This window comes from Pseudomonas sp. GW704-F2 (genome assembly GCF_059423025.1).
The window spans coordinates 64,923-87,097 of sequence record NZ_JBWKXO010000026.1; the positions used below are offsets into that span (position 1 = coordinate 64,923).

Here is a 22,175-nt window from a genome sequence, read left to right on the forward strand (position 1 = left end):
GACAACGCCTCGGCTCGTCCGGGGCGTTTTTGTTTTCAGCTTTGTTTGATGGAGCGGCCATGTTTGTCCAGATTCTAGGTTCCGCCGCCGGCGGCGGCTTCCCGCAGTGGAACTGCAACTGCGCGAACTGCGCAGGCTTTCGTGATGGCAGCCTGCGAGCACAGGCGCGTACCCAGTCATCCATCGCGATTTCCGACGATGGCGTGAACTGGGTACTGTGCAATGCCTCGCCGGATATCCGCGCACAACTGCAGGGCTTCGCGCCGATGCAACCCGGCCGCGCCCTGCGCGACACCGGCATCAGCGCGATCATCCTGATGGACAGCCAGATCGACCACACCACTGGCCTGCTGAGCCTGCGCGAAGGCTGCCCGCACCAGGTGTGGTGTACCGACATGGTCCATGAAGACCTCAGCAGCGGTTTCCCGCTGTTCACCATGCTCACCCACTGGAATGGCGGCCTGGCCTGGAACCGCATCGAGCTGGACGCCAGCTTCACCATCCCGGCCTGCCCCAACCTGCGTTTCACCCCGCTGCCGCTGCGCAGTGCCGCGCCACCGTATTCGCCGCACCGCTTCGACCCGCACCCCGGCGACAATATCGGCCTGATCGTCGAAGACCTGCGCACCGGCGGCAAACTGTTCTACGCCCCAGGGCTGGGCAAGGTGGACGCGCCATTGCTGGAAATCATGGCCGGCAGCGACTGCCTGCTGGTGGACGGCACGATGTGGGACGATGATGAAATGCAGCGCCGTGGCGTCGGCACCCGCACCGGCCGCGAGATGGGCCACCTGGCGCAGAACGGCCCCGGCGGCATGCTCGAAGTGCTGGAACACCTGCCGAAGCAGCGCAAGGTACTTATCCACATCAACAACACCAACCCGATCCTCGATGAAGATTCTCCCGAGCGGGTCGAGCTGGTGCGGCGCAATGTCGAAGTGGCTTACGACGGCATGAGCATTGAACTGTAGGAGCGAGCTTGCTCGCGAAAAACGCAAGAACACCGCAGATACTCAGGGTGCACGCGTCACCGTTAACGACCTTCGCGAGCAAGCTCGCTCCCACAGGAGACCCATATGACTGATATACCGATGAGCACCGATGCATTTGAAAAAGCCCTGCGGGCCAAGGGCGCCTTCTACCATATCCATCACCCGTACCACGTGGCGATGTATGAAGGCCGCGCCACCCGCGAGCAGATCCAGGGCTGGGTCGCCAACCGCTTCTACTATCAAGTGAACATCCCGCTGAAGGACGCCGCGATCCTGGCCAACTGCCCGGACCGTGAAATCCGCCGCGAGTGGATTCAGCGCCTGCTCGACCACGACGGCGCCCCCGGCGAAGACGGCGGCATCGAAGCCTGGCTGCGCCTGGGCCAGGCCGTGGGCCTCGACCCGGACCAACTGCGCTCCCAGGAGCTGGTGTTGCCCGGCGTGCGCTTTGCGGTGGATGCCTACGTCAACTTCGCCCGCCGCGCCTGCTGGCAGGAAGCTGCCAGCAGCTCGCTGACCGAACTGTTCGCGCCGCAGATCCACCAATCGCGCCTCGACAGCTGGCCGCAGCATTACCCGTGGATCGACCCCACCGGCTATGAGTATTTCCGCACCCGCCTGGGCCAGGCCCGCCGCGACGTGGAACACGGCCTGGCGATCACCCTGCAGCACTACACCACCCGCGAAGGCCAGGAGCGTATGCTGGAAATTCTGCAGTTCAAACTGGACATCCTGTGGAGCATGCTCGATGCCATGAGCATGGCCTACGAATTGAAACGCCCGCCCTATCACAGCGTGACCACGCAGCGGGTCTGGCATAAAGGGATCGCCCTATGAGCTTTGATCGCAGCAAGAAACCGACCTGGCGCCAGGGTTATCGCTACCAGTACGAGCCTGCGCAAAAAGGCCATGTACTGCTCTACCCCGAGGGCATGATCAAGCTCAATGAAAGTGCCGCCTTGATCGGTGGACTGATCGACGGCGAGCGCGACGTCGCCACGATCATCGATGAGCTGGATAAACAATTTCCCGGTGTGCCTGAGCTGGGCAATGATGTAGAGCAATTCATGGAGGTCGCCCGTGCCGAGCACTGGATCACCCTTGCCTGAAAAACCAGCCATCGGCCTGCCCTTGTGGCTGCTCGCTGAGCTGACCTATCGCTGCCCGCTGCAGTGCCCGTATTGCTCCAACCCGCTGGATTTCGCCGAGCAGGGCAAGGAACTGAGCACCGAGCAGTGGTTCAAGGTGTTTCGCGAAGCCCGTGAGATGGGCGCCGCGCAGTTGGGCTTTTCCGGCGGCGAACCGCTGGTGCGCCAGGATCTCGCCGAACTGATCGCCGAAGCGCGCAAGCTGGGCTTCTACACCAACCTGATCACCTCCGGCATCGGCCTGACCGAGCAGAAGATCAGCGACTTCAAGAAGGCTGGCCTGGACCACATCCAGATCAGCTTCCAGGCCAGCGACGAACAGGTGAACAACCTGCTGGCCGGCTCGAAAAAGGCCTTCGCGCAAAAGCTGGAAATGGCCCGCGCAGTGAAGGCCCACGGCTATCCGATGGTGCTGAACTTCGTCACCCATCGGCACAATATCGACAAGATCGACCGCATCATCGAGCTGTGCATTGCGCTGGAAGCGGATTTTGTCGAACTCGCCACCTGCCAGTTCTATGGCTGGGCGCAGCTCAATCGCGTGGGGTTGTTGCCGACACAGGAACAGTTGGTGCGCGCCGAACGCATCACCAACGAATACCGCGCCAAGCTCGAAGCCGAAGGGCACCCGTGCAAGCTGATTTTCGTCACCCCGGATTACTACGAAGAACGCCCGAAAGCCTGCATGAACGGCTGGGGCAGCATCTTTCTGACTGTAACCCCGGATGGTACCGCCCTGCCCTGCCACGGCGCCCGACAGATGCCGGTGCAGTTTCCCAACGTGCGCGACCACAGCATGCAGCACATCTGGTACGACTCTTTCGGCTTCAACCGCTTTCGCGGCTACGACTGGATGCCCGAGCCGTGCCGTTCATGCGATGAAAAGAAAAAGGACTTCGGCGGCTGCCGCTGCCAGGCGTTCATGCTGACCGGGGATGCGAGCAATGCCGACCCGGTGTGCAGCAAGTCCGAGCACCACGGCATCATCCTTCAAGCACGGGAAGAGGCCGAACACGCCACCCAGACCATCGAGCAACTGGCCTTTCGCAACGAGCGCAACTCACGACTCATCGCAAAAAGCTGAGAGCCTCAGCGTTTGGCGATGATGTACACCGCGTGAATGATGCCTGGGAAGTAACCGCACAAGGTCAGCAGAATATTCAGCCAGAACGCGCCGGCGAAACCCACTTGCAGGAACACACCCAGTGGCGGCAACAGAATGGCGATGATGATACGAATGATGTCCATGGGTTCAGCTCCTGAAAATCGGCTCGTGTGAGCCGTCTAGCTAATCGACCTTGGACGTTCGTGAGGGTTCAGTAGGATCTGGCACCGCGACCGTCGTTCGCTGCACAAAAAAAAACGCCCCCAGCCAAAAAAAACAAGCTGGGGGCGCCGCGTATACCGCGAGACGGTTCAGGAATAAGGGGTCAGACGGCGATGCCCTTGCGGCATTGCATTTGTGCGGTGCGTACCCGGGAAAAGGCGTGCCCCAGGCGCAGGAGCATTTCGTCGATGTTGCTTTTGCTCACCGTCAGGGCCGGGGTGAAGCGCAGGCAGTTGGGTTGCGGGGCGTTGAGGATCAGTCCTTCGTCCAGAGCCGCTTTTACTACGGCATCCGCAGAATCATCCGATAACGTCAGTCCCCACATCAGGCCGTGGCCGCGCAGTTGACCATGGCCATAGCGATAAGCCAGGCGAGCCAGACCTTCGCCGAGGTAACAACCAGACTCACGCACATGCTCGAAGAAGCCATGCCCCAGCACAGCATCGAGCACCGCCCCCCCGGCGCAGGCCATCAGCGCATTGCCATGATGGGTGCCTTCCAGCTCACCGACTTCAAAGCAACAAGCCTTGCCACGCGCCAGCAGTGCCGCCAGCGGTACACCACCGCCCAGGCCTTTGCCGAGCGCAATGATGTCGGCGCGTACACCGTACTGCTCTTCGGCGAGCAAGGTGCCGCAACGGCCGATACCGGTTTGCACTTCGTCGAGGATCAGCAGAATGCCCAGCTCGCGGCACAGCCGCTCGACACCCTTGAGGTAATGCTCGGTCGCAGGGATGACGCCGGCTTCGCTCTGAATCGGCTCGAGCATGATGGCAACGGTTTGCGCGTCAACGGCCGCGTGCAGCGCCGCCAGGTCGTTGAGCGGGACGTGGCTGAAGCCCGGCAGTTGCGGTTCAAAGCGGTTTTCACGGCTGCTCGCCGAGGCCGACATCGCCGCGAAGCTGCGCCCATGGCAACCATTGCTGGCGCTGATGATGCGATAAGCACCGCCGCGATACAGCTGGCCCCACTTGCGCGCCAGTTTGATCGCCGCTTCGCAGGCTTCCGCGCCGCTGTTGAGCAAATACGCCTGGTCGCTGCCGGTGCGGTGGCACAGGCGGTCGACGAGGTTGAGTTGGGGACGGTTATGCAAGCCGTTACCGGGATTGATCAGCGCCTGGGCCTGATCGGCCAGGGCCCGGATCAATACCTGCGGGCTGTGGCCGAGGCTGTTGGCCGCGCAGCCCTGGCTGAAGTCCAGATAGGCGCGATCATCGCTGTCCCACAACCAGGAACCCTGGCCGCGCACAAAGACCTGCGGGGGGCGCGCTACGGTAGGCATCAGGCATCCACTGGGAAAATCTTCGCCACAAGCATCCAGGATCAGGTCATCCAGACTGGCCGCCGAGCGGCGCAAATTGAACAGGTTCACACTTTTCCTCCCATGGCAACCATGCCGTGGTCGGTGTACCCCGCAAAACCTGCCTGGAGGTTTTTTGACTTGCCTATGCAAACACCATCAACATAAACGCTAATCATCGCCCGATCTGGCCCTGTAAGCCTTGTGGATAGGCGCTAGACTAGGCGTCTTGGGGGCCAACGGCCATTTCGATTTTCCAGCTTTTCCGATAAGAATTACTTATGGATTTTAAGCAACTGCGTTATTTCGTCGCGGTGTATGAGGAAGGCCACGTAGGCCGTGCCGCTGAGCGCCTGTCGATCTCCCAACCGGCTCTGTCACAGCAGATCCGCCAGCTCGAACAAAACCTCGATGTGAGCCTGTTCGAACGCAGCAGCAAGCGCCTGCTGCCGACCCTCGCGGCCCATACGTTATACAACCACGCCTTGCCGTTGATCGATGGCATGCAACAAGCCGTGGAGGCGTTGCGCAACTTCAAGGGCCAGGCATTGCGCACCTTGGCCATCGGTGTGTTGCAAACCGTACACACCAGCCTGGTGCCGCAGATGCTGGAGCGTGTGCGCAAGGCCCAGCCGCACCTGGTGGTGCAAATCTACGAACTGACCGGGCTGGAGATTGAACGGCGCCTGCTCAATGGCTCGCTGGACATCGGCATCAGTTACCTGCCACCCCGCCAGCCGGGGCTGCACGGCGTGCTGCTGTATGAAGATGAGCTGAAGGTGGTCATCCCGGAGGATCACCCCCTGCGTGAATTCAAGAAAGTTTCCCTGACACAAGCGGCCGAGTTGCCGATGTTGCTGCTCGGGGAGGAGTTTCAGATCCGGCAGATCTGGCAGGGCCAGCTATCCAACCTCGGGCGGCGCCCGCAGGTGCAGGCGGAGTTGAATACCATGGTGGGGATTCTCGACAGCCTGCCGCATACCAAACTGGCCACGGTGCTGCCGGGACGTTCCCAGGACCAACACAACAGCCAGTCGCTGCTGTGGAAACCCTTGAGTGAACCGAGGGTGCCGCTGAAAGTCGGGTTGGTGTGCCGCGATGTGCAGCGCCAGCAAGCGACGTTGGCGCTGCTGCGCACCTTGCTGGAGGACGTGATGAACGCCCCGCAGGTGCCGGGCTGAGTTTTTCGCGGGCAAAAGAAAACCCCGCCGAAGCGGGGCTTTGCAGACTGTTTCCCTGACATCCATTTCACTCCGCCATCCTGGCAGAATCCTACGTGTCCGTGTTGTTGCTTTGCGCTTCCTGCGCGACGTCCATGTGAAGTAGATTATCCGTGGATCCAATTTGGCGATAGAGGACGATTAGCAGCACGTCATGTAAGAGAATGCTTACAAAGCCTCTACACCCTTAGAACAGGGCCTCATCCAGCAAGAACAGCGATTCGCTACCGGCTTTTACCGACGCGCTCAACGACTGAATACGCGGCAGCAGACGGGCAAAGTAGAAACGTGCGGTGCCCAGCTTGCTGGCGTAGAAACCTTCCTCGGCTTCTTTGCCCAGCGCCGCCTTGGCCATCCTTGCCCACATGTAGGCGTAGGCCATGTAACCGAATGCATGCAAATACTCCACCGAGGCCGCACCGATTTCATTCGGGTTGCTCTTGGCACGGTCCAGCACCCAGGCCGTCAACTCATCCAGGCTATCCACCGCGGCATTGAGCGGCGCGGTGAACTCAGCCAGCTCCGCGCCCGCGGTGGCGGTGAACTGGCGGATCTCGTCGGCGAACAGGGTGTAGAACGCGCCGCCGCTGCCGACAATCTTGCGTCCCATCAGGTCCAGGGCCTGAATGCCGTTGGTGCCTTCGTAGATCTGGGTAATGCGTACATCACGCACCAATTGCTCCTGGCCCCACTCGCGGATGTAACCGTGGCCGCCAAAGATTTGTTGGCCGAGTACCGTGGTTTCCAGGCCCAGATCGCTGAGGAATGCCTTGGCCACCGGGGTCAGCAAGGCCACCAGGTTATCCGCGCGCTCGCGGGCGGCGGCGTCTTCGCTGAACTTGGCGATATCCAGTTGCATCGCCACATATGTGGAGAATGCACGACCGCCTTCGTTCGACGCCTTCATGGTCAACAGCATGCGACGCACGTCGGGGTGGACGATGATCGGGTCGGCGACTTTGTCCTTGGCCTGGGCACCGGTCGGCGCACGGCTCTGCAGGCGGTCGCGCGCATATTCAATCGCGTTCTGGTAAGACCGCTCACCGGACGCCAGGCCCTGGATGCCTACGCCCAGACGCTCGTAGTTCATCATGGTAAACATCGCCGCCAGGCCCCGGTTAGGCTCGCCCACCAGGTAACCCACGGCTTGGTCGAAGTTCATCACACAGGTCGCCGATGCTTGAATCCCCATCTTGTGTTCGATGGAGCCGCAGCTCACCGGGTTACGCGCGCCCAGGCTGCCGTCGGCATTGACCATGAATTTCGGCACCAGGAACAGCGAAATGCCCTTGGGACCGGCCGGCGCATCCGGCAGTTTGGCCAGGACCAGGTGGATGATGTTCTCGGTAAGGTCGTGTTCGCCGCCGGTGATGAAGATCTTGGTGCCGCTGATGGTGTAGGAACCGTCCGCCTGAGGCTCGGCCTTGGTGCGGATAATGCCCAGATCAGTGCCGGCATGCGCCTCGGTCAGGCACATGGAACCGGCCCACTTGCCGGAGTACATATTCGGCAGGTAGGTGGCCTTGAGTGCTTCACTGGCGTGGGTGTTGATCGACACGCAGGCGCCGGAAGTCAGCATCGGGTACAGGCCAAACGCCAGGCTCGACGAGTTGATCATCTCTTCGACTTGCGCCGACACCGCCTTGGGCATGCCCATGCCACCAAACGCCGGATCGCCGCCTACGCCCACCCAGCCGCCTTCGGCGTAGGTGGTGTAGGCCTGTGGAAAGCCGTCCGGGGTGCTGACAACCGTGTCGGCCCAGCGGCAGCCCTGTTCATCGCCGCTGCGGCTGAGCGGGGCGATGGATTTGGCGGTGACTTTACCGGCTTCTTCGAGGATTGCCTCAACGGTTTCGGCGTCGACAGTGTCTGCCAATGCCGGCAATTGGGCCCAAAGTGTGGCGACCTCAAAAACTTCGTTGAGGACGAAGCGCATATCACGCAGCGGCGCTTTGTAATCAGCCATGGCAAACCTCGTGAGAACGTGAAAAGTAATTCGATAGGGTCGGTTTTACAGGCGCCGAGTGTACCCGAACAACTTTTCAGACACATAGGGTCCACTTTTGACTGATTGGTATTTTTAAGTCATCAGCCGCCGAATGCCTCCGCAGGCAGACTCATCAGGCACTCGCTGCCCGCTTGCACGGCAGCCCGATGGGTGGCGGTGCGCGGCAGCAGGCGCTTGAAGTAAAAGTCGCAGGTGGCCAGCTTGGCCTTGGCGAAGTCGGCATCGTCGTGGGTCTGCGCCGCGATCGCCATGCGCAGCCACAAATAGGCGAGGACGATGTAGCCGCTGTACATCAAGTAGTCCACTGCGGCGGCGCCCACTTCGTCAGGGTTTTTCATCGCGGCCATGCCGACCTCGGTCGTCAGCTCGCCCCATTGCCGGTTCAGTTGATCAAGCTGCGCCACATACGCCTTGAGCTGCGCATGCTCGGCATTCGCCTCACAGAACTTATGCACAATCCGGGTAAAACCGCGCAGCAGCTTGCCCTGGCTGCCCAACACCTTGCGCCCCAGCAAGTCGAGCGCCTGGATCCCGTTGGTGCCTTCGTAGATCGACGCAATGCGGCAATCGCGCACCAACTGCTCCATGCCCCACTCGCGAATAAAACCATGGCCGCCGAACACCTGCATGCCGTGGTTGGTCACTTCCAGCCCGGTGTCGGTCATGAAGGCTTTGCAGATCGGCGTGAGGAATGCCAACAGGTCTTCGGCCTCCTGGCGCTGGCCGGCGTCGGCGCTCAAGTGCGCGGTGTCGAGCAGTTGCGCGGTGAAATAGGTGAGCGCCCGGTTGCCTTCGTTGAACGCCTTCATGGTCAGCAGCATGCGCCGCACGTCGGGATGGACGATGATCGGGTCGGCGGCTTTTTCCGGGGCCTTGGCGCCGGTCAGCGCGCGCATTTGCAGGCGGTCGTTGGCGTACCTGATCGCGCCCTGGAAGCTCGCTTCGCCGTTGCACAGCCCTTGCATCCCGGTGCCGAGGCGCGCGTGGTTCATCATGGTGAACATGCAGTTGAGGCCTTTGTTCGCCTCGCCGATCAAAAAGCCCTTGGCCCCGTCGAAGTTCAGCACGCAGGTGGCCGAGGCCTTGATCCCCATCTTGTGCTCGATGGAGCCGCAATGCACCGCGTTGCGCTCGCCCGAATCGGCATGGAACTTGGGCACGATAAACAGCGAGATGCCTTTGGTGCCGGCCGGGGCGTCCGGCAGCTTGGCCAGCACCAGGTGGATGATGTTGGCGCTCAGGTCGTGCTCGCCGGCAGAGATGAAGATCTTGCTGCCGCTGACCGCATAGCTGCCATCCGCCTGGGGCACGGCGCGGGTCTTGATCAGGCCCAGGTCGGTGCCGCAGTGGGCTTCGGTCAGGCACATGGTGCCGGTCCATTCGCCAGCGGTGAGTTTGCTCAGGTAGGTGGCTTTCTGTTCGGCGCTGCCGTGGGCGTGGATCGCCGACATCGCGCCGTGGGTCAGCCCCGGGTACATGCCCCAGGAGGTGTTGCTGGAGCCGATCATTTCGCTGAGCACCAGCCCCAGGGATTGCGGCAGGCCTTGACCGCCGTAGGCCGGGTCGGCTGCCACGCCGTGCCAGCCGCCTTGCACATACTGAGCAAAGGCTTCCTTGAAGCCCTTGGGCGTGGTCACCACGCCTTTGTCGAAATGGCAGCCTTCTTCATCGCCGCTGCGGTTGAGCGGCGCGAGCACGTTCTCGCAGAATTTCGCACCTTCTTCGAGGATCGCGCTGACCATGTCCGGGCTGGCGTCCGTCGCGCCGAGGGCGGCGTAGTGAGCGTGGAAATCAAACACGTTGTCGATCAGAAAGCGCATGTCGCGCAGGGGAGCTTTGTACTCAGGCATGGCGATGTCTCCGGCAGCAGATGGTTTCAACCTACTGCCGGCCACCGCCCCGGACAATCACTGTAGCGCCGCTGAATACAGCACCATCACTCAACCGGCAGCACTCTGCGTGCGTACCGCGCCACGGCGGTTTTGCCCGGCCGCAATCACGCAGTTACGCCCCGCGCCCTTGGCGGCATACAGCGCCTGGTCGGCGGATTTGAGCACCTCTTCGGAGGTGCGGTGCTCGGCCTGGCGCTCGGCCACGCCGATGCTGATGGTCACCGAGACACTCGACGCACCGCTGCCCGCGCGCCGCTGGCGACCTTGCAGGTCATCCTGCGGACGGTCCGGGTTGCGCAGCTTGATGTCGTAGTTGGCGATGATCTCGCGGATTTCTTCCAGGTGCGGCATGCATTCATCCAGGGTCTTGCCGGCAAACACCACGGCGAACTCTTCACCGCCATAACGGTAGGCGCGTCCGCCGCCATTGACCTTCGACAGCTTGCTGGCGACCAGGCGCAGCACCTGGTCGCCGACATCGTGGCCATGGGTGTCGTTGAAACGCTTGAAGTGATCGACGTCGCTCATCGCCAGCACATAGTTGCGCCCCAGTCGCTGCATGCGCTCATTGAGTGCGCGACGCCCCGGCAGGCCGGTCAACTCGTCACGAAACGCCATCTGATAGGCCTCGTGGGCCACCGCGGCCGCAATCATCAGCATCACCTGGCTGCACATGATGTTCAGGGTGAACGGCAGGATAAACGTCTGCGGCAACATCCAGAACAATCCCACCAGCCCCACCATCTGCGCCGCGTGCAGCGGGCGCGGCTGGTACCAGTATTGCGCCGCCAGGGTCAGGAAACCGATCAGGAACATCGGGTACGACAGCTGGATCAGGCTCATCCAGGCGCCATGCAGCGCCGGCCAGCGAATTTCCGCCAGCCAGTTCAGCAGCGCCTGGGGATAACTTTGCTCCAGCGCCAACGCGACGCTGCCGACCGCCAGCAGCACCGCACAGCGCGCGACAAAATCACGGAACAAGTGGGTTTTTTCCTGCCACAACCCATAGAGGCCGAACAGCAGCGGCAGCAACAGGCAGCACAAGTGGAACACCACTGCAGCGTCTTCGCGCACGCGGCCGTTGTCGCGGTAGTAGTCGGTCTGGGTGTCGAGCAGGAAGTAGGCGATGTACACCGTGATCATCAGGAACAGTTCACGCTGGCGACGATAGACCGCGCAATACGAACCGCCGAGCAACAGCACCAGGGTCGGCAACACGTTGAACAGCGAGGTGAAGAAGACGTTGAGGTCCTTGACATACGCAGCCGAGAGCCCGGCCAGTAACAGCAGCAATGAAGGGAGGAAATGACTGAAACGTAAAGCGGACGCGCGTGACAAGGGTAAAACTCCGACCCGCCAGGAATGATGGCACTGTGCCTTACTCCAGACAGTTAAACATACCCTGCCCGGCCTGTATCACATTGCCATCACTGTAACGGCAGCCAATCGCAATCCCTGAGCGCCCCGCTGCGTTTTTTCTCGGCAAAAAAAAACCGTCGCCCCCAACAGGAGCGACGGTTTTTCAAGTGGGCTCGGTGAGGCTTAGTAAGCCAGGCCGAAGTCCTCTTCTTTCATGTCCATCAGGTTGTTGGCGCCCGACAGCATGGTGGCCACGTGAGTACGGGTACGCGGCAGGATGCGCTGGAAGTAGAAGCGCGCGGTCTGCAGCTTGGCGGTGTAGAACGCCGCTTCGCTGGTGCCGGCGGCCAGTTTTTCGGCCGCCAGGCGTGCCATGTCGGCCCAGAAGTAAGCCAGGCAGGCGTAACCGGAGTACATCAGGTAGTCCACCGACGCGGCACCGACTTCTTCACGGTCTTTCATCGCCGCCATGCCGACCTTCATGGTCAACTCGCCCCACTCTTTGTTCAGCGCGGCCAGCGGTGTCACGAACTCTTTGACCGCTTCGTTGCCTTCGTTGGCCTGGCAGAACTTGTGGACGATCTTGGTGAAGCCCTTCAGCGCTTCGCCTTGGGTCATCAGCACTTTACGGCCGAGCAGGTCCAGCGCCTGGATGCCGGTGGTGCCTTCGTACAGCATCGAAATGCGGCTGTCGCGCACGTTCTGCTCCATGCCCCACTCGGCGATGAAGCCGTGACCGCCGTAGATCTGCACGCCGTGGTTGGCGGACTCGAAGCCGACTTCGGTCATGAACGCCTTGGCGATCGGGGTCATGAAGGCCAGCAGGCCATCGGCCTGTTTCTTGGCTTCGTCGTCGGTGCCGTACTTGACGATGTCCACTTGCTTGGCGGTGAAGTACACCATCGCACGGTTACCTTCGGCGAAGGCTTTCATGGTCAGTAGCATGCGGCGCACGTCAGGGTGGACGATGATCGGGTCGGCCGCTTTGTCCGGCGCTTTCGGGCCGGTCAGGGAACGCATTTGCAGGCGATCGCGAGCGTATTTCAGGCCGCCCTGGAAGCCGATCTCGGCGTGGGCCAGGCCTTGCAGCGCGGTGCCCAGGCGAGCGGTGTTCATAAAGGTGAACATGCAGTTCAGGCCTTTGTTCGCCGGGCCGATCAGGAAACCGGTGGCTGCGTCGAAGTTCATCACGCAGGTGGCGTTACCGTGGATGCCCATCTTGTGTTCCAGGGAACCGCAGGTCACCGCGTTGCGCGCACCGATCGAGCCATCGGCGTTCGGCAGGAATTTGGGCACGATGAACAGCGAGATGCCTTTGGTACCGGCCGGTGCGTCCGGCAGGCGGGCCAGGACGATATGGACGATGTTGTCGGCCATGTCGTGTTCGCCGGCCGAGATGAAGATCTTGGTGCCGGAGACTTTGTAGGTGCCGTCGGCCTGAGGCTCGGCCTTGGTGCGCAGCATGCCCAGGTCGGTGCCACAGTGAGGCTCGGTCAGGCACATGGTGCCGGTCCATTCGCCCGACACCAGCTTGGTCAGGTAGGCGTCTTGTTGCTCGGGGGTGCCGTGCTCGGAGATGGTGTTCATCGCGCCATGGGACAGGCCTGGGTACATGCCCCACGACCAGTTGGCTTCGCCGACCATTTCGCTGACCGCCAGGCCCAGGGATTCCGGCAGGCCTTGGCCACCGTGCTCCACGTCATGGGCCAGGCTCGGCCAGCCGCCTTCAACGAACTGTTTGTAGGCTTCTTTGAAACCAGTAGGGGTCTTAACGCCTGACTCGCTCCAGGTACACCCTTCGATGTCACCCACGCGGTTCAACGGTGCCAGTACTTGCTCACAAAACTTGGCGCCTTCTTCGAGAATGGCGTCAACCATGTCCGGAGTAGCGTCCTGGCAAGCCGGCAGGCTTTGATAATGCGCTTCATAGCCGAGCAGTTCGTCACGAACGAAGCGAATATCACGCAAGGGGGCCTTGTAGTCAGGCATAGCGATAAACCTCTGCTGATGTGTCTGGGATGAACAACCGCGTGGGATTTGTTATGGCGGTCAAACAGGTGTTTGAAACATACGTTTACCACCTGGGGATGTCAAGCGTCGTCCCGCTGCCGTTTGTCATGACACCGCTCAAGAGCGCGCACGACGATGCCTGCGGCGAGGCGCCACAAGGGTTATCGGGAAAAAGGCGAAGGTGCAGGCGCGAGCGGTGTGCCTGGCACACCGCGTTGCTTCAGGGGGTCAGGCGAAGGTGTCGATCAACGTGCCGAGCATTTCATCGGAAGCCTTGGCGACTTTCGCGCCCAGCTCCACCTGAAACTTGCCTTGGGCCATTTCGACCATATTGCTCGCCGAGTTGGTCGGCTGGGCGCGGTCATTGGCCCGTAGCAGGTCGCTCTGGGCGTCCGACGGCTGGGTAGTGGCGGTGCTGGCAATCCTGCCGGCGGCCTGGTCGACGCGGCTCTGCCCGGTTTGAATGGTACTCAGGCCTGAATAAAACGCACTGCTGCCAGAGATTTCCATGGCGTGGACCTGCTGAGAGAATCGTGAAGTTGAATTGAAACAGACATCCGGGCAAAAGGCCCGTCAAAAACGCTAATGGCATAATGCCTTATCGATAGCCAAAATCAGTCAAGCAAGTCCAAGTGCAGGTACTCGGCCACCGCGTCGCTGCTGGCGTGCTTGAGTTTGGGCACCCGGCCCAGGCACGGCGCGGGCAAGCGTTCGGCCAGGGTGGCGAGGTTTTCTTCCAGACGAGAGGTCTTCGGCTCGATGATATTCGCCACCCAACCGGCCAGCGGCAGGCCATCGCGCGCGATCGCTTCGGCGGTGAGCAGGGCATGGCTGATGCACCCCAGGCGCACGCCCACCACCAGGATCACCGGCAATTGCAGCGCCATGGCCAGGTCGGACAGGTTGTCCTGGTCGGCCAACGGCACGCGCCAGCCGCCCGCGCCTTCGATCAGGGTGAAATCCGCTTTTCGCGCCAGGATCTGTTGCATGGGTTTGAGCAGCGATTGCACCGTCAGCGCAACGCCCGCCTCGCGCGCGGCCAGGTGCGGCGCGATGGCCGGCTCGAACGCCACCGGGTTGACCTCGGCGTAGCTCAACGGCAACGAACACTCGGCCAGCAGTGCCAGCGCATCGGCGTTGCGCAAGCCTTTGGCGGTGACCTGGCAACCGGAAGCCACCGGCTTGCCGGCGGCGGTGCTTTTGCCGGCCAGGCGCGCGGCATGCAGCAGGCCGGCGGCGATGGTGGTCTTGCCGACATCGGTATCGGTGCCGGTGATGAAATAAGCGGCGTTCATAGAGGCTTCTCCAGTACGGCGTACACCACTTGGTAGGTGGCCGGCAGGCCCTGGGCCTGGCGGAACTGCTCGTAGGCGTCGATCAGTGCAACAATCCGCGCGCGGCCCGTCAACCCTCCCGGCCGCCCCGGGTTGAGATTGTGCGCGCCAAGCGCTTTCAATTCGTGGGTCAGGCTGCGCACATCCGGGTAATGCAACACATGAGCACGCCGCTCCAGGCTCCGCACCTTGAAGCCACTGGCCGCGCACAGCTGTTGATAGGCTTCGAAGCTGCGGAAGCGGTTGACGTGGACCCGCCCGTCCACCGCCCGCCAGCTTTCGCGCAACTCGTCCAATGTGCCCACGCACAAGCTGGCGAACGCCAGCACGCCGCCCGGCTGCAGCACGCGATAGGCTTCGCTGAGCACCGCCGCGAAATCCGCGCACCATTGCACTGCCAGGCTGGAGAAGATCAACCCGCAGCTGGCCGCCTGCAACGGCAGGCGCTCGGCGTCACCGGCGATGAAATGCTGCGCGCCGCCCAACGGCCGCGCATGGTCGAGCATGCCTTGGGCAATATCCAGCGCCACGCCTTGGCCGGCCGGCAGCCGTTCGCCCAGCACGCGGCTGAAATAACCGGTGCCGCAGCCCATGTCCAACCAGCGCTGCGCGCTGCAGGCCGGCGGCAGACGGGTCAGCAATTCATGCCCCACCGCGCGCTGCAACTCGGCCACGCTGTCGTAACTGGCGGCGGCACGGGAAAAGGAGGCCGCCACCTGGCGCTTGTCCGGCAACGCGCCTGGCAGGCAGGCATGGGCTAAATCAGTCATCAACGCACTCGTGCAAAAAAGCCTGGATGGCCCCCGCTACACCGTGGGGGTCCTCCAGGAGAAAAGCGTGGCCGGCCTGTTCAATCAGGCCGATTTCGACATCGGGCAGCAGGCTCAGCAGGTCGCTGGCGGCTTCGGCGGGCACCAATTCATCCAGGCCCGCGAACAGGTGCAATTGCGGGCCGCGGAAGGCCACCAAGGCGTCGCGGGTATCCAGTTGGGCAAGCAGCTCGAGGCCGTTCATCAACACGTCCGACGGCGTCTGTGGTGCCGCGCTGGCCAGCAGACGCGCCAAGCCGCGAGGGTCCGCGGCGCCTTTGGCGCACAACAGGCCGAAGCGCTTGAGGGTGACCGGGGCGTCGGCGTGGCAACCGGCGAGGAACGCCTCAAAGGTTGCGCCGGGCATCGCGTTCGGCCAGCCATCGCGGGCGACGAAACACGGGTTGCTCGCCAGGGTCAGCAACCCACAACAACGCTCGCCGCGCCGCGCGGCCAGCTCGGAAGCGAGCATGCCGCCCAACGACCAGCCACCGAGCCAGGCGTCGTCCGGCAGGCTCGCGTCGAGTTCGTCGAGCCATTCATCCAGGTCGCTGGAGGCCAAAGCCGGCAACGGCTCGATCTGTACGCGCAGGTGTTCGTTCAGGCCGTGCAGGGCGGCGGCCAACGGCTCCAGCGGCGACACGCCGAGGCCCCAGCCGGGCAGCAGGATCAAGCGATCACGCATGGTCGGGCTCCGTCGTACTGGACAAGCGGAAACACGCGTCCAATGCGTTTAACAATAGCTGCACCTGCGCCGCGCTGTGGGCCGCGGTCAGCGTCACGCGCAAACGGGCGCTGCCGGCGGGCACGGTAGGTGGGCGGATCGCGGTGACCATCAGGCCGCGCTCGCGCAACATCCGCGACAACGCCATGGCCTTGGCACTGTCGCCGATCAGGATCGGCTGAATCGGCGTGAAGCTGTCCATCAGCGTCAGGCCGATCTGCTCGGCGCCGTGGCGGAACTGGCGGATCAGGCCGTTGAGGTGCTCGCGCCGCCAATGCTCGGTGCGCAGCAGCTCCAGGCTTTTGAGGGTGGCGCAGGCCAGGGCCGGGGGTTGGCTGGTGGTGTAGATGTAGGGCCGGGCGAACTGGATCAGGCTTTCGATCAAATCGTCACTGCCTGCGACAAAGGCGCCCGCAGTGCCGAACGCTTTGCCCAGGGTGCCGACCAGCACCGGCACATCCGCCTGGCTCAGGCCGAAATGCTCGACGATACCGCCGCCATTCGCGCCCAACGGGCCGAAACCATGGGCGTCGTCCACCATCAACCAGGCGCCTTTGGCCCGCGCTTCACGGGCCAGCGCCGGCAAGTCGGCGAGGTTGCCGTCCATGCTGAACACGCCATCGGTGACCACCAGGGTATTGCCGGTGGCTTTCTCCAGGCGCTTGGCCAGGCTGGCGGCGTCGTTGTGCAGGTAGCGATTGAAGCGCGCCCCGGACAGCAGGCCGGCATCCAGCAATGAAGCATGGTTGAGGCGGTCTTCCAGCACCGTATCGCCCTGCCCCACCAGCGCCGTGACCGCACCGAGGTTGGCCATGTAACCGGTGGTAAACAACAACGCACGCGGGCGCCCGGTGAAGTCGGCCAGGGCTTCTTCCAGCGCATGGTGCGGCGTGGCATGCCCGACCACCAGGTGCGAAGCGCCACCGCCCACGCCCCAACGGGACGCACCGGCACGCCAGGCCTCGATCACCTGCGGGTGATTGGCCAGGCCCAGGTAATCGTTACTGCAGAACGCCAGTAACGGTTGACCGTCCACCACCACTTCCGGGCCTTGCGGGCTGTCCAGCAGAGGGCGTTGGCGGTAAAGGTGTTCGGCACGACGGGCAGCGAGACGCGCGGCGAGATCGAAAGACATGCAGGCCTCGGCAGATCAGAGAAATGTAAGACAGGGCGCGATCCCCTGTGGGAGCTGGCTTACCTGCGATAGCGGCAGGACTGTCACCACCAAAGTGTCAGAAAGACCGCTATCGCAGGTAAGCCAGCTCCCACATTTGGATCGCCGTGGTGCTTTAAACCGCGGCGTTGTAGAACTGCTCGCTGCTTTTCTGTTCCACCAACGCTTGCTCGATCGCCGCCTGGTGGACTTCGTCGGCGTGCTCTTCCCGCGCTTCCGGCAAGATGCCCAGGCGCGAGAACAGTTGCATGTCCTTGTCGGCCTGCGGGTTGGCGGTGGTCAGCAGTTTGTCGCCGTAGAAGATCGAGTTGGCGCCAGCAAAGAACGCCAGGGCCTGCATCTGCTCGTTCATCGCCTCACGGCCGGCCGACAGGCGCACATGGGACTGCGGCATCAGGATGCGCGCCACCGCCAGCATGCGGATAAAGTCGAACGGGTCGATCTCCTCGGCGTTTTCCAGCGGCGTGCCGGCCACCTTCACCAGCATATTGATCGGCACCGATTCCGGATGCTCCGGCAGGTTGGCCAGTTGGATCAGCAGGTTGGCGCGGTCGTCGAGGGACTCGCCCATGCCGAGAATGCCGCCGGAGCAGATCTTCATCCCCGAATCGCGCACATAGGCCAGGGTTTGCAGGCGCTCGGCGTAGGTGCGGGTGGTGATGATCGAGCCGTAGAACTCCGGCGACGTGTCGAGGTTGTGGTTGTAGTAGTCGAGGCCGGCCTGGGCCAGGGCTTCGGTCTGGTCCTGGTCGAGACGGCCGAGGGTCATGCAGGTTTCCAGGCCCATGGCCTTCACGCCTTTGACCATCTGCAGCACGTAGGGCATGTCTTTGGCCGACGGATGTTTCCACGCCGCGCCCATGCAGAAGCGAGTCGAACCGATGGCCTTGGCGCGGGCCGCCTCTTCGAGGACCTTCTGCACTTCCATCAGCTTTTCTTTTTCCAGGCCGGTGTTGTAGTGGCCCGACTGCGGACAATATTTGCAATCTTCCGGGCAGGCGCCGGTCTTGATCGACAGCAGGGTCGACACCTGCACACGGTTCGCATCGAAATGCGCGCGGTGTACGGTCTGCGCCTGGAACAACAGGTCATTGAACGGTTGCACGAACAGTGCTTTGACTTCGGCCAAGGACCAATCGTGACGCAGGGTGGCAGTGGTGCTGGCGCTCATGGGCGATTCCTTGATTATGCTTTGGCAAACGCTGTGGGAAGGGCAATACCCACAGGCACGACACGGATGCTCGGCATATTTAAGGAAGATTCATGCACTGTCAACCTGGATACAAACACCAAGTTTACATATGGTCAAAAAACGTACAGCACTGTTTAATCTGCGATGAAGCCACTGAGTCGGCCGATTGTGTGTGCAACGCCTGCGAAACCGAGCTGCCCTGGCTGATGGAGCAGTGCGAGGTCTGCGCCCTGCCCCTGCCGCTGGACGGTCTGATCTGCGGCCAATGCCAGAAACACCCGCCAGCCTTTAAACAGGTCATTGCCGCCTGGCGCTACAGTTTCCCCGTCGATAGCCTGATCAGCCGCTTCAAGCATCAGGCGCGCTGGCCCCTCGGGCATCTGCTGGGGCGCTTGCTGGGACGCCATCTGCAACACCGCTTCGACAACGCCGAACTGCCGCGCCCCGACTGCCTGCTGCCGGTGCCCATGGCGCGCAAACGCCTGCGCGAGCGCGGTTATAACCAGGCGTTGATGCTGGCACGCTGGCTCAGCGCCGAACTGCACATTGCCTACAATGAACACCTGTTGTTACGCCCCAGTGAAACCGTCGCGCAACAGGCGCTCGACGCCAAGAGCCGCCAACGCAACCTGCGCGGCGCCTTCGCCCTGGCGCGCGACATACCGGTACACGACCGCCACTTTGCGCTGGTCGATGACGTGCTCACCACCGGTGCGACCGCCCATAGCCTGGCACGTCTGTTGATGGAGGCCGGAGCGCGGCAGGTCGACGTGTACTGCCTGGCGCGCACGCCCAAACCGGGTGCCTGACTTGACTCCGGCCGGCCTTGCCCGCAACGTTCCGCTCATCTCATCGAAGCGTAACCCCATGTCTCTGCCGACCTCCCTCAGCCAACACATCATCCGTCGCCCGCAGCGCATCGCTTTGCTCGCGCATATCGCCGAGCAGGGCTCGATCACCCGCGCGGCGAAAAGCGCCGGCTTGAGCTACAAAGCGGCCTGGGACGCCATCGACGAACTGAACAACCTCGCGCAAAACCCGTTGGTGGAACGCAGCGTCGGCGGCAAGGGCGGCGGCGGCGCCAGGCTGACGGCCGAAGGCGAGCGCGTGCTGCGCCTCTATCAGCGCCTGCAAGTGTTACAGGCCGAAGTGCTTGGCTCGGACGAAGCCGCCAGCGACTTCAACCTGCTGGGCCGCCTGATGCTGCGCACCAGTGCGCGCAACCAACTGCATGGCCAGGTCGTCGCCATCGAGCGTCACGGCCGCAATGATCTGATCCGCCTGCAACTGGCCGGCGGCCTGAGCCTGAGCGCGCAGATCACCCACGACAGCACGCAACGGCTGGAGCTGGAAGCCGGTGTCGAAGTGGTCGCCCTGATCAAGGCCGGCTGGCTGGAGGTGTGTGCCAGCCAGCACCCAGAAACACCTGGACACAATTGCCTGATCGGCAACGTCGACGCCATTCTCGACGCCGAGGACGGCCCCAGCGAAGTGCGAATCGCCCTGCCCAACGGCCAGGTACTTTGCGCCCTGGCCCTGCCCCACGCGCTCAAGGCCCTGGATGCCGCCGAAGGTCAGCCGATCCAGGTGCAATTCGCGCCGAGCAATGTACTGCTCGGCACGCCCGTCTAAGCGCCGGGCCTGCTGCGCCCGCCGTCAAACTGCAACAATTTCGTCATGCCCGCTCCTTATGGTGTCTGCAAAAACCGCAGGGAGCCTGACATGAGCCTATTAGAAGAAAACCAAGCCACCGACCTCGAACAGATGGTCGGCCTCACCCGCCGCCGCTTCATCGGCGCCGGTGCCCTGTGCGGAGCCGCGATGTTCCTCGGCGGCAACCTGCTGACCCGCAGCGCGCTGGCCGTGAATGCCGCCAACGCCAGCCCGCTGCTGGGGTTCGCCAGCATCGCCGCCGCCACCAGCGACAGCATCACCCTGCCGCCCGGCTACAGCGCCTCGGTGCTGATCAGTTGGGGCCAGCCGCTGCACAAGAATGCCCCGGCGTTCGACCCGTCCGGCAACGGCACGGCCAAGGCCCAGGAGCAGCAGTTCGGTGACAACAACGATGGCATGAGCCTGTTCGCCTTCCCCGGCGACGACAACCGCGCGCTGATGGCGATCAATAACGAATACACCAACTACCGCTACCTCTTCGCCCACGGCGGCGCGCCGCAATCGGCCGAAGACGTGCGCAAGGCCCAGGCCAGCGAAGGTGTGTCGGTGATCGAAGTGCGCCGCCAGGGCGACACCTGGCAGTTCGTCCAGGACTCGCGCTACAACCGGCGCATCCACGGCAACTCGCCGATCCGCCTGAGCGGCCCGGCGGCCGGCCATGACTGGCTGAAAACCAGCGCCGACAAATCCGGCAAAAAAGCCCTCGGCACCTTCCAGAACTGCGCCAACGGCAAGACGCCGTGGGGCACTTATCTGACGTGCGAAGAGAACTTCACCGACTGCTTCGGCAGCAGCAACCCACAACAAACCTTCGACGCCGGGCAAAAGCGCTACGGCGTGGTGGCGGCGAGCAAAGAGATCAACTGGCACCTGCACGACCCGCGTTTCGATATGGCCAAGAATCCCAACGAACTCAATCGCCATGGCTGGGTGGTGGAAATCGACCCGTTCGACCCGCACTCCACCCCCGTCAAACGCACCGCCCTTGGCCGCTTCAAGCATGAAAACGCAGCCCTCGCGGAAACCCGCGACGGCCGCGCCGTGGTGTACATGGGCGACGACGAGCGCGGCGAATTCATCTACAAGTTCGTCAGCCGCGACCCGATCGACCACCAGAACCCCAAGGCCAACAAAGACCTGCTCGACCATGGCACGTTGTTTGTGGCGATCTTCGACGCCGGCGACGGCAACGCCGACCACCCCAAGGGCAACGGCCAGTGGGTCGAGTTGACCCATGGCAAGAACGGCATCGACGCCAGCACCGGTTTCGCCAGCCAGGCCGAAGTGCTGATCCATGCACGCCTGGCTGCCAGTGTGGTGAAAGCCACGCGCATGGACCGCCCGGAATGGATCGTGGTCAGCCCCACCGACGGCCAGGTCTATTGCACCCTGACCAACAACGCCAAGCGCGGCGAAGACGGCCAGCCGGTCGGTGGGCCCAACCCACGCGAGAAAAACGTCTACGGCCAGATCCTGCGCTGGAAGCCCAACGCCGATAACCACGGCGCCGCCGATTTCACCTGGGATCTGTTTGTGGTCGCGGGCAACCCCGGCGTGCATGCCGGTACGCCGAAGGGCGGCTCGTCGAACATCAACCCGCAGAACATGTTCAACAGCCCCGATGGCCTGGGTTTCGACAAAGCCGGGCGCCTGTGGATTCTGACCGACGGTGACTACAGCAACGGCGGCGACTTCGCCGGCATGGGCAATAACCAGATGCTCTGCGCCGACCCCAACACCGGGGAAATCCGCCGTTTCATGGTCGGGCCGGTGGCGTGCGAGGTGACGGGGATCAGCTTCTCGCCGGATCAGAAGACCTTGTTCGTGGGGATTCAGCATCCCGGCGAAACCGGTGGTTCGACGTGGCCGGAGCATCTGCCCAATGGCAAGCCGCGTTCGTCGGTGATGGCGATTCGGCGGGATGATGGTGGGATCGTGGGCGCCTGACAGACCGCTATCGGGGGCAAGCCCCCTCCCACATGTTGATTTGTGAATACCTTCAACTGTGAGAG

20 protein-coding genes are annotated in these 22,175 nt (G+C 62.8%); 8 read left to right on the forward strand and 12 right to left on the reverse strand.

The annotated features are described in order from the left end of the window. Positions 1 to 59: 59 nt before the first annotated feature. The 4 genes from pqqB (at position 60) to pqqE (ending at position 3,224) form a co-directional block, all read left to right on the forward strand. Positions 60 to 971 (forward strand): pyrroloquinoline quinone biosynthesis protein PqqB, encoded by a 912-nt coding sequence (gene pqqB / locus AC07W0_RS20995; RefSeq protein WP_102618130.1) that lies wholly within the window; start codon positions 60 to 62, stop codon positions 969 to 971. 105 nt (positions 972 to 1,076) lie between these two features. Then, complete coding sequence (gene pqqC / locus AC07W0_RS21000) at positions 1,077 to 1,829, forward strand: pyrroloquinoline-quinone synthase PqqC (RefSeq protein ID WP_017847832.1); 753 nt, start codon at positions 1,077 to 1,079, stop codon at positions 1,827 to 1,829. After that, positions 1,826 to 2,101 (forward strand): pyrroloquinoline quinone biosynthesis peptide chaperone PqqD, encoded by a 276-nt coding sequence (gene pqqD / locus AC07W0_RS21005; RefSeq protein WP_046489112.1) that lies wholly within the window; start codon positions 1,826 to 1,828, stop codon positions 2,099 to 2,101. The genes pqqC and pqqD overlap by 4 nt, the downstream gene beginning before the upstream one ends. Continuing rightward, positions 2,094 to 3,224 (forward strand): pyrroloquinoline quinone biosynthesis protein PqqE, encoded by a 1,131-nt coding sequence (gene pqqE, locus AC07W0_RS21010; RefSeq protein ID WP_102618131.1) that lies wholly within the window; start codon positions 2,094 to 2,096, stop codon positions 3,222 to 3,224. The genes pqqD and pqqE overlap by 8 nt, the downstream gene beginning before the upstream one ends. 5 nt (positions 3,225 to 3,229) lie before the next feature. Here the strand turns inward: pqqE and AC07W0_RS21015 are convergent, their stop codons facing one another. Then, the gene (locus tag AC07W0_RS21015) at positions 3,230 to 3,388 is read right to left on the reverse strand and encodes a YqaE/Pmp3 family membrane protein (RefSeq protein ID WP_010207008.1); all 159 of its coding nucleotides are present in this window, start codon (positions 3,386 to 3,388) and stop codon (positions 3,230 to 3,232) included. Positions 3,389 to 3,570: 182 nt separating this feature from the next. Continuing rightward, complete coding sequence (locus tag AC07W0_RS21020) at positions 3,571 to 4,839, reverse strand: aspartate aminotransferase family protein (protein ID WP_017847835.1); 1,269 nt, start codon at positions 4,837 to 4,839, stop codon at positions 3,571 to 3,573. Between the two features lie 209 nt (positions 4,840 to 5,048). Here AC07W0_RS21020 and AC07W0_RS21025 point away from each other — a divergent pair, with 209 nt between their 5' ends. Beyond that, positions 5,049 to 5,948 (forward strand): LysR family transcriptional regulator, encoded by a 900-nt coding sequence (locus AC07W0_RS21025; RefSeq protein WP_017847836.1) that lies wholly within the window; start codon positions 5,049 to 5,051, stop codon positions 5,946 to 5,948. Positions 5,949 to 6,174: 226 nt separating this feature from the next. On the opposite strand, the gene AC07W0_RS21030 is transcribed toward AC07W0_RS21025, so the two are convergent. From AC07W0_RS21030 to bioB, 10 genes are all read right to left on the reverse strand, one after another. Continuing rightward, on the reverse strand, positions 6,175 to 7,953 hold the full coding sequence (locus AC07W0_RS21030; RefSeq protein ID WP_017847837.1) for an acyl-CoA dehydrogenase C-terminal domain-containing protein: 1,779 nt from the start codon (positions 7,951 to 7,953) through the stop codon (positions 6,175 to 6,177). Between the two features lie 122 nt (positions 7,954 to 8,075). Further along, on the reverse strand, positions 8,076 to 9,845 hold the full coding sequence (locus tag AC07W0_RS21035) for an acyl-CoA dehydrogenase C-terminal domain-containing protein (RefSeq protein WP_102618132.1): 1,770 nt from the start codon (positions 9,843 to 9,845) through the stop codon (positions 8,076 to 8,078). Positions 9,846 to 9,935: 90 nt separating this feature from the next. Continuing rightward, the gene (locus AC07W0_RS21040; protein WP_046489103.1) at positions 9,936 to 11,225 is read right to left on the reverse strand and encodes a GGDEF domain-containing protein; all 1,290 of its coding nucleotides are present in this window, start codon (positions 11,223 to 11,225) and stop codon (positions 9,936 to 9,938) included. Positions 11,226 to 11,429: 204 nt separating this feature from the next. After that, entirely contained in the window at positions 11,430 to 13,235 is a 1,806-nt protein-coding gene (locus AC07W0_RS21045) for a phenylacyl-CoA dehydrogenase (protein WP_046381839.1), read from the reverse strand. A 249-nt stretch (positions 13,236 to 13,484) separates the two neighbouring features. Then, on the reverse strand, positions 13,485 to 13,766 hold the full coding sequence (locus AC07W0_RS21050; RefSeq protein ID WP_046489100.1) for a hypothetical protein: 282 nt from the start codon (positions 13,764 to 13,766) through the stop codon (positions 13,485 to 13,487). Positions 13,767 to 13,870: 104 nt separating this feature from the next. Continuing rightward, positions 13,871 to 14,551 carry a dethiobiotin synthase gene (gene bioD, locus AC07W0_RS21055; protein ID WP_017847842.1) on the reverse strand — a complete coding sequence of 227 codons (681 nt, stop codon included), beginning with the start codon at positions 14,549 to 14,551 and terminating at the stop codon, positions 13,871 to 13,873. Then, positions 14,548 to 15,360, reverse strand: coding sequence for a malonyl-ACP O-methyltransferase BioC (gene bioC / locus AC07W0_RS21060; protein ID WP_057005405.1), 813 nt, complete (start codon positions 15,358 to 15,360; stop codon positions 14,548 to 14,550). The genes bioD and bioC overlap by 4 nt, the downstream gene beginning before the upstream one ends. After that, entirely contained in the window at positions 15,353 to 16,084 is a 732-nt protein-coding gene (locus AC07W0_RS21065; RefSeq protein WP_102618133.1) for an alpha/beta fold hydrolase, read from the reverse strand. The genes bioC and AC07W0_RS21065 overlap by 8 nt, the downstream gene beginning before the upstream one ends. After that, positions 16,077 to 17,258: an 8-amino-7-oxononanoate synthase gene (gene bioF, locus AC07W0_RS21070; RefSeq protein WP_102618134.1), complete on the reverse strand. Its 1,182-nt coding sequence runs from the start codon at positions 17,256 to 17,258 to the stop codon at positions 16,077 to 16,079. Before bioF ends, AC07W0_RS21065 begins: the two co-directional genes overlap by 8 nt. Before the next feature lie 154 nt (positions 17,259 to 17,412). Next, entirely contained in the window at positions 17,413 to 18,468 is a 1,056-nt protein-coding gene (gene bioB, locus AC07W0_RS21075; protein ID WP_017847846.1) for a biotin synthase BioB, read from the reverse strand. 92 nt (positions 18,469 to 18,560) lie between these two features. Between bioB and AC07W0_RS21080 the strand changes: the two genes are divergently transcribed. The 3 genes from AC07W0_RS21080 (at position 18,561) to AC07W0_RS21090 (ending at position 22,110) form a co-directional block, all read left to right on the forward strand. After that, a complete protein-coding gene (locus AC07W0_RS21080; RefSeq protein ID WP_102618135.1) occupies positions 18,561 to 19,298 on the forward strand; it encodes a ComFC family protein in 738 nt (245 codons plus the stop codon). A gap of 58 nt (positions 19,299 to 19,356) precedes the next feature. Further along, positions 19,357 to 20,121: a TOBE domain-containing protein gene (locus tag AC07W0_RS21085; protein WP_017847848.1), complete on the forward strand. Its 765-nt coding sequence runs from the start codon at positions 19,357 to 19,359 to the stop codon at positions 20,119 to 20,121. A 90-nt stretch (positions 20,122 to 20,211) separates the two neighbouring features. Then, a complete protein-coding gene (locus AC07W0_RS21090) occupies positions 20,212 to 22,110 on the forward strand; it encodes a PhoX family protein (RefSeq protein ID WP_046489087.1) in 1,899 nt (632 codons plus the stop codon). Positions 22,111 to 22,175 lie beyond the last annotated feature (65 nt).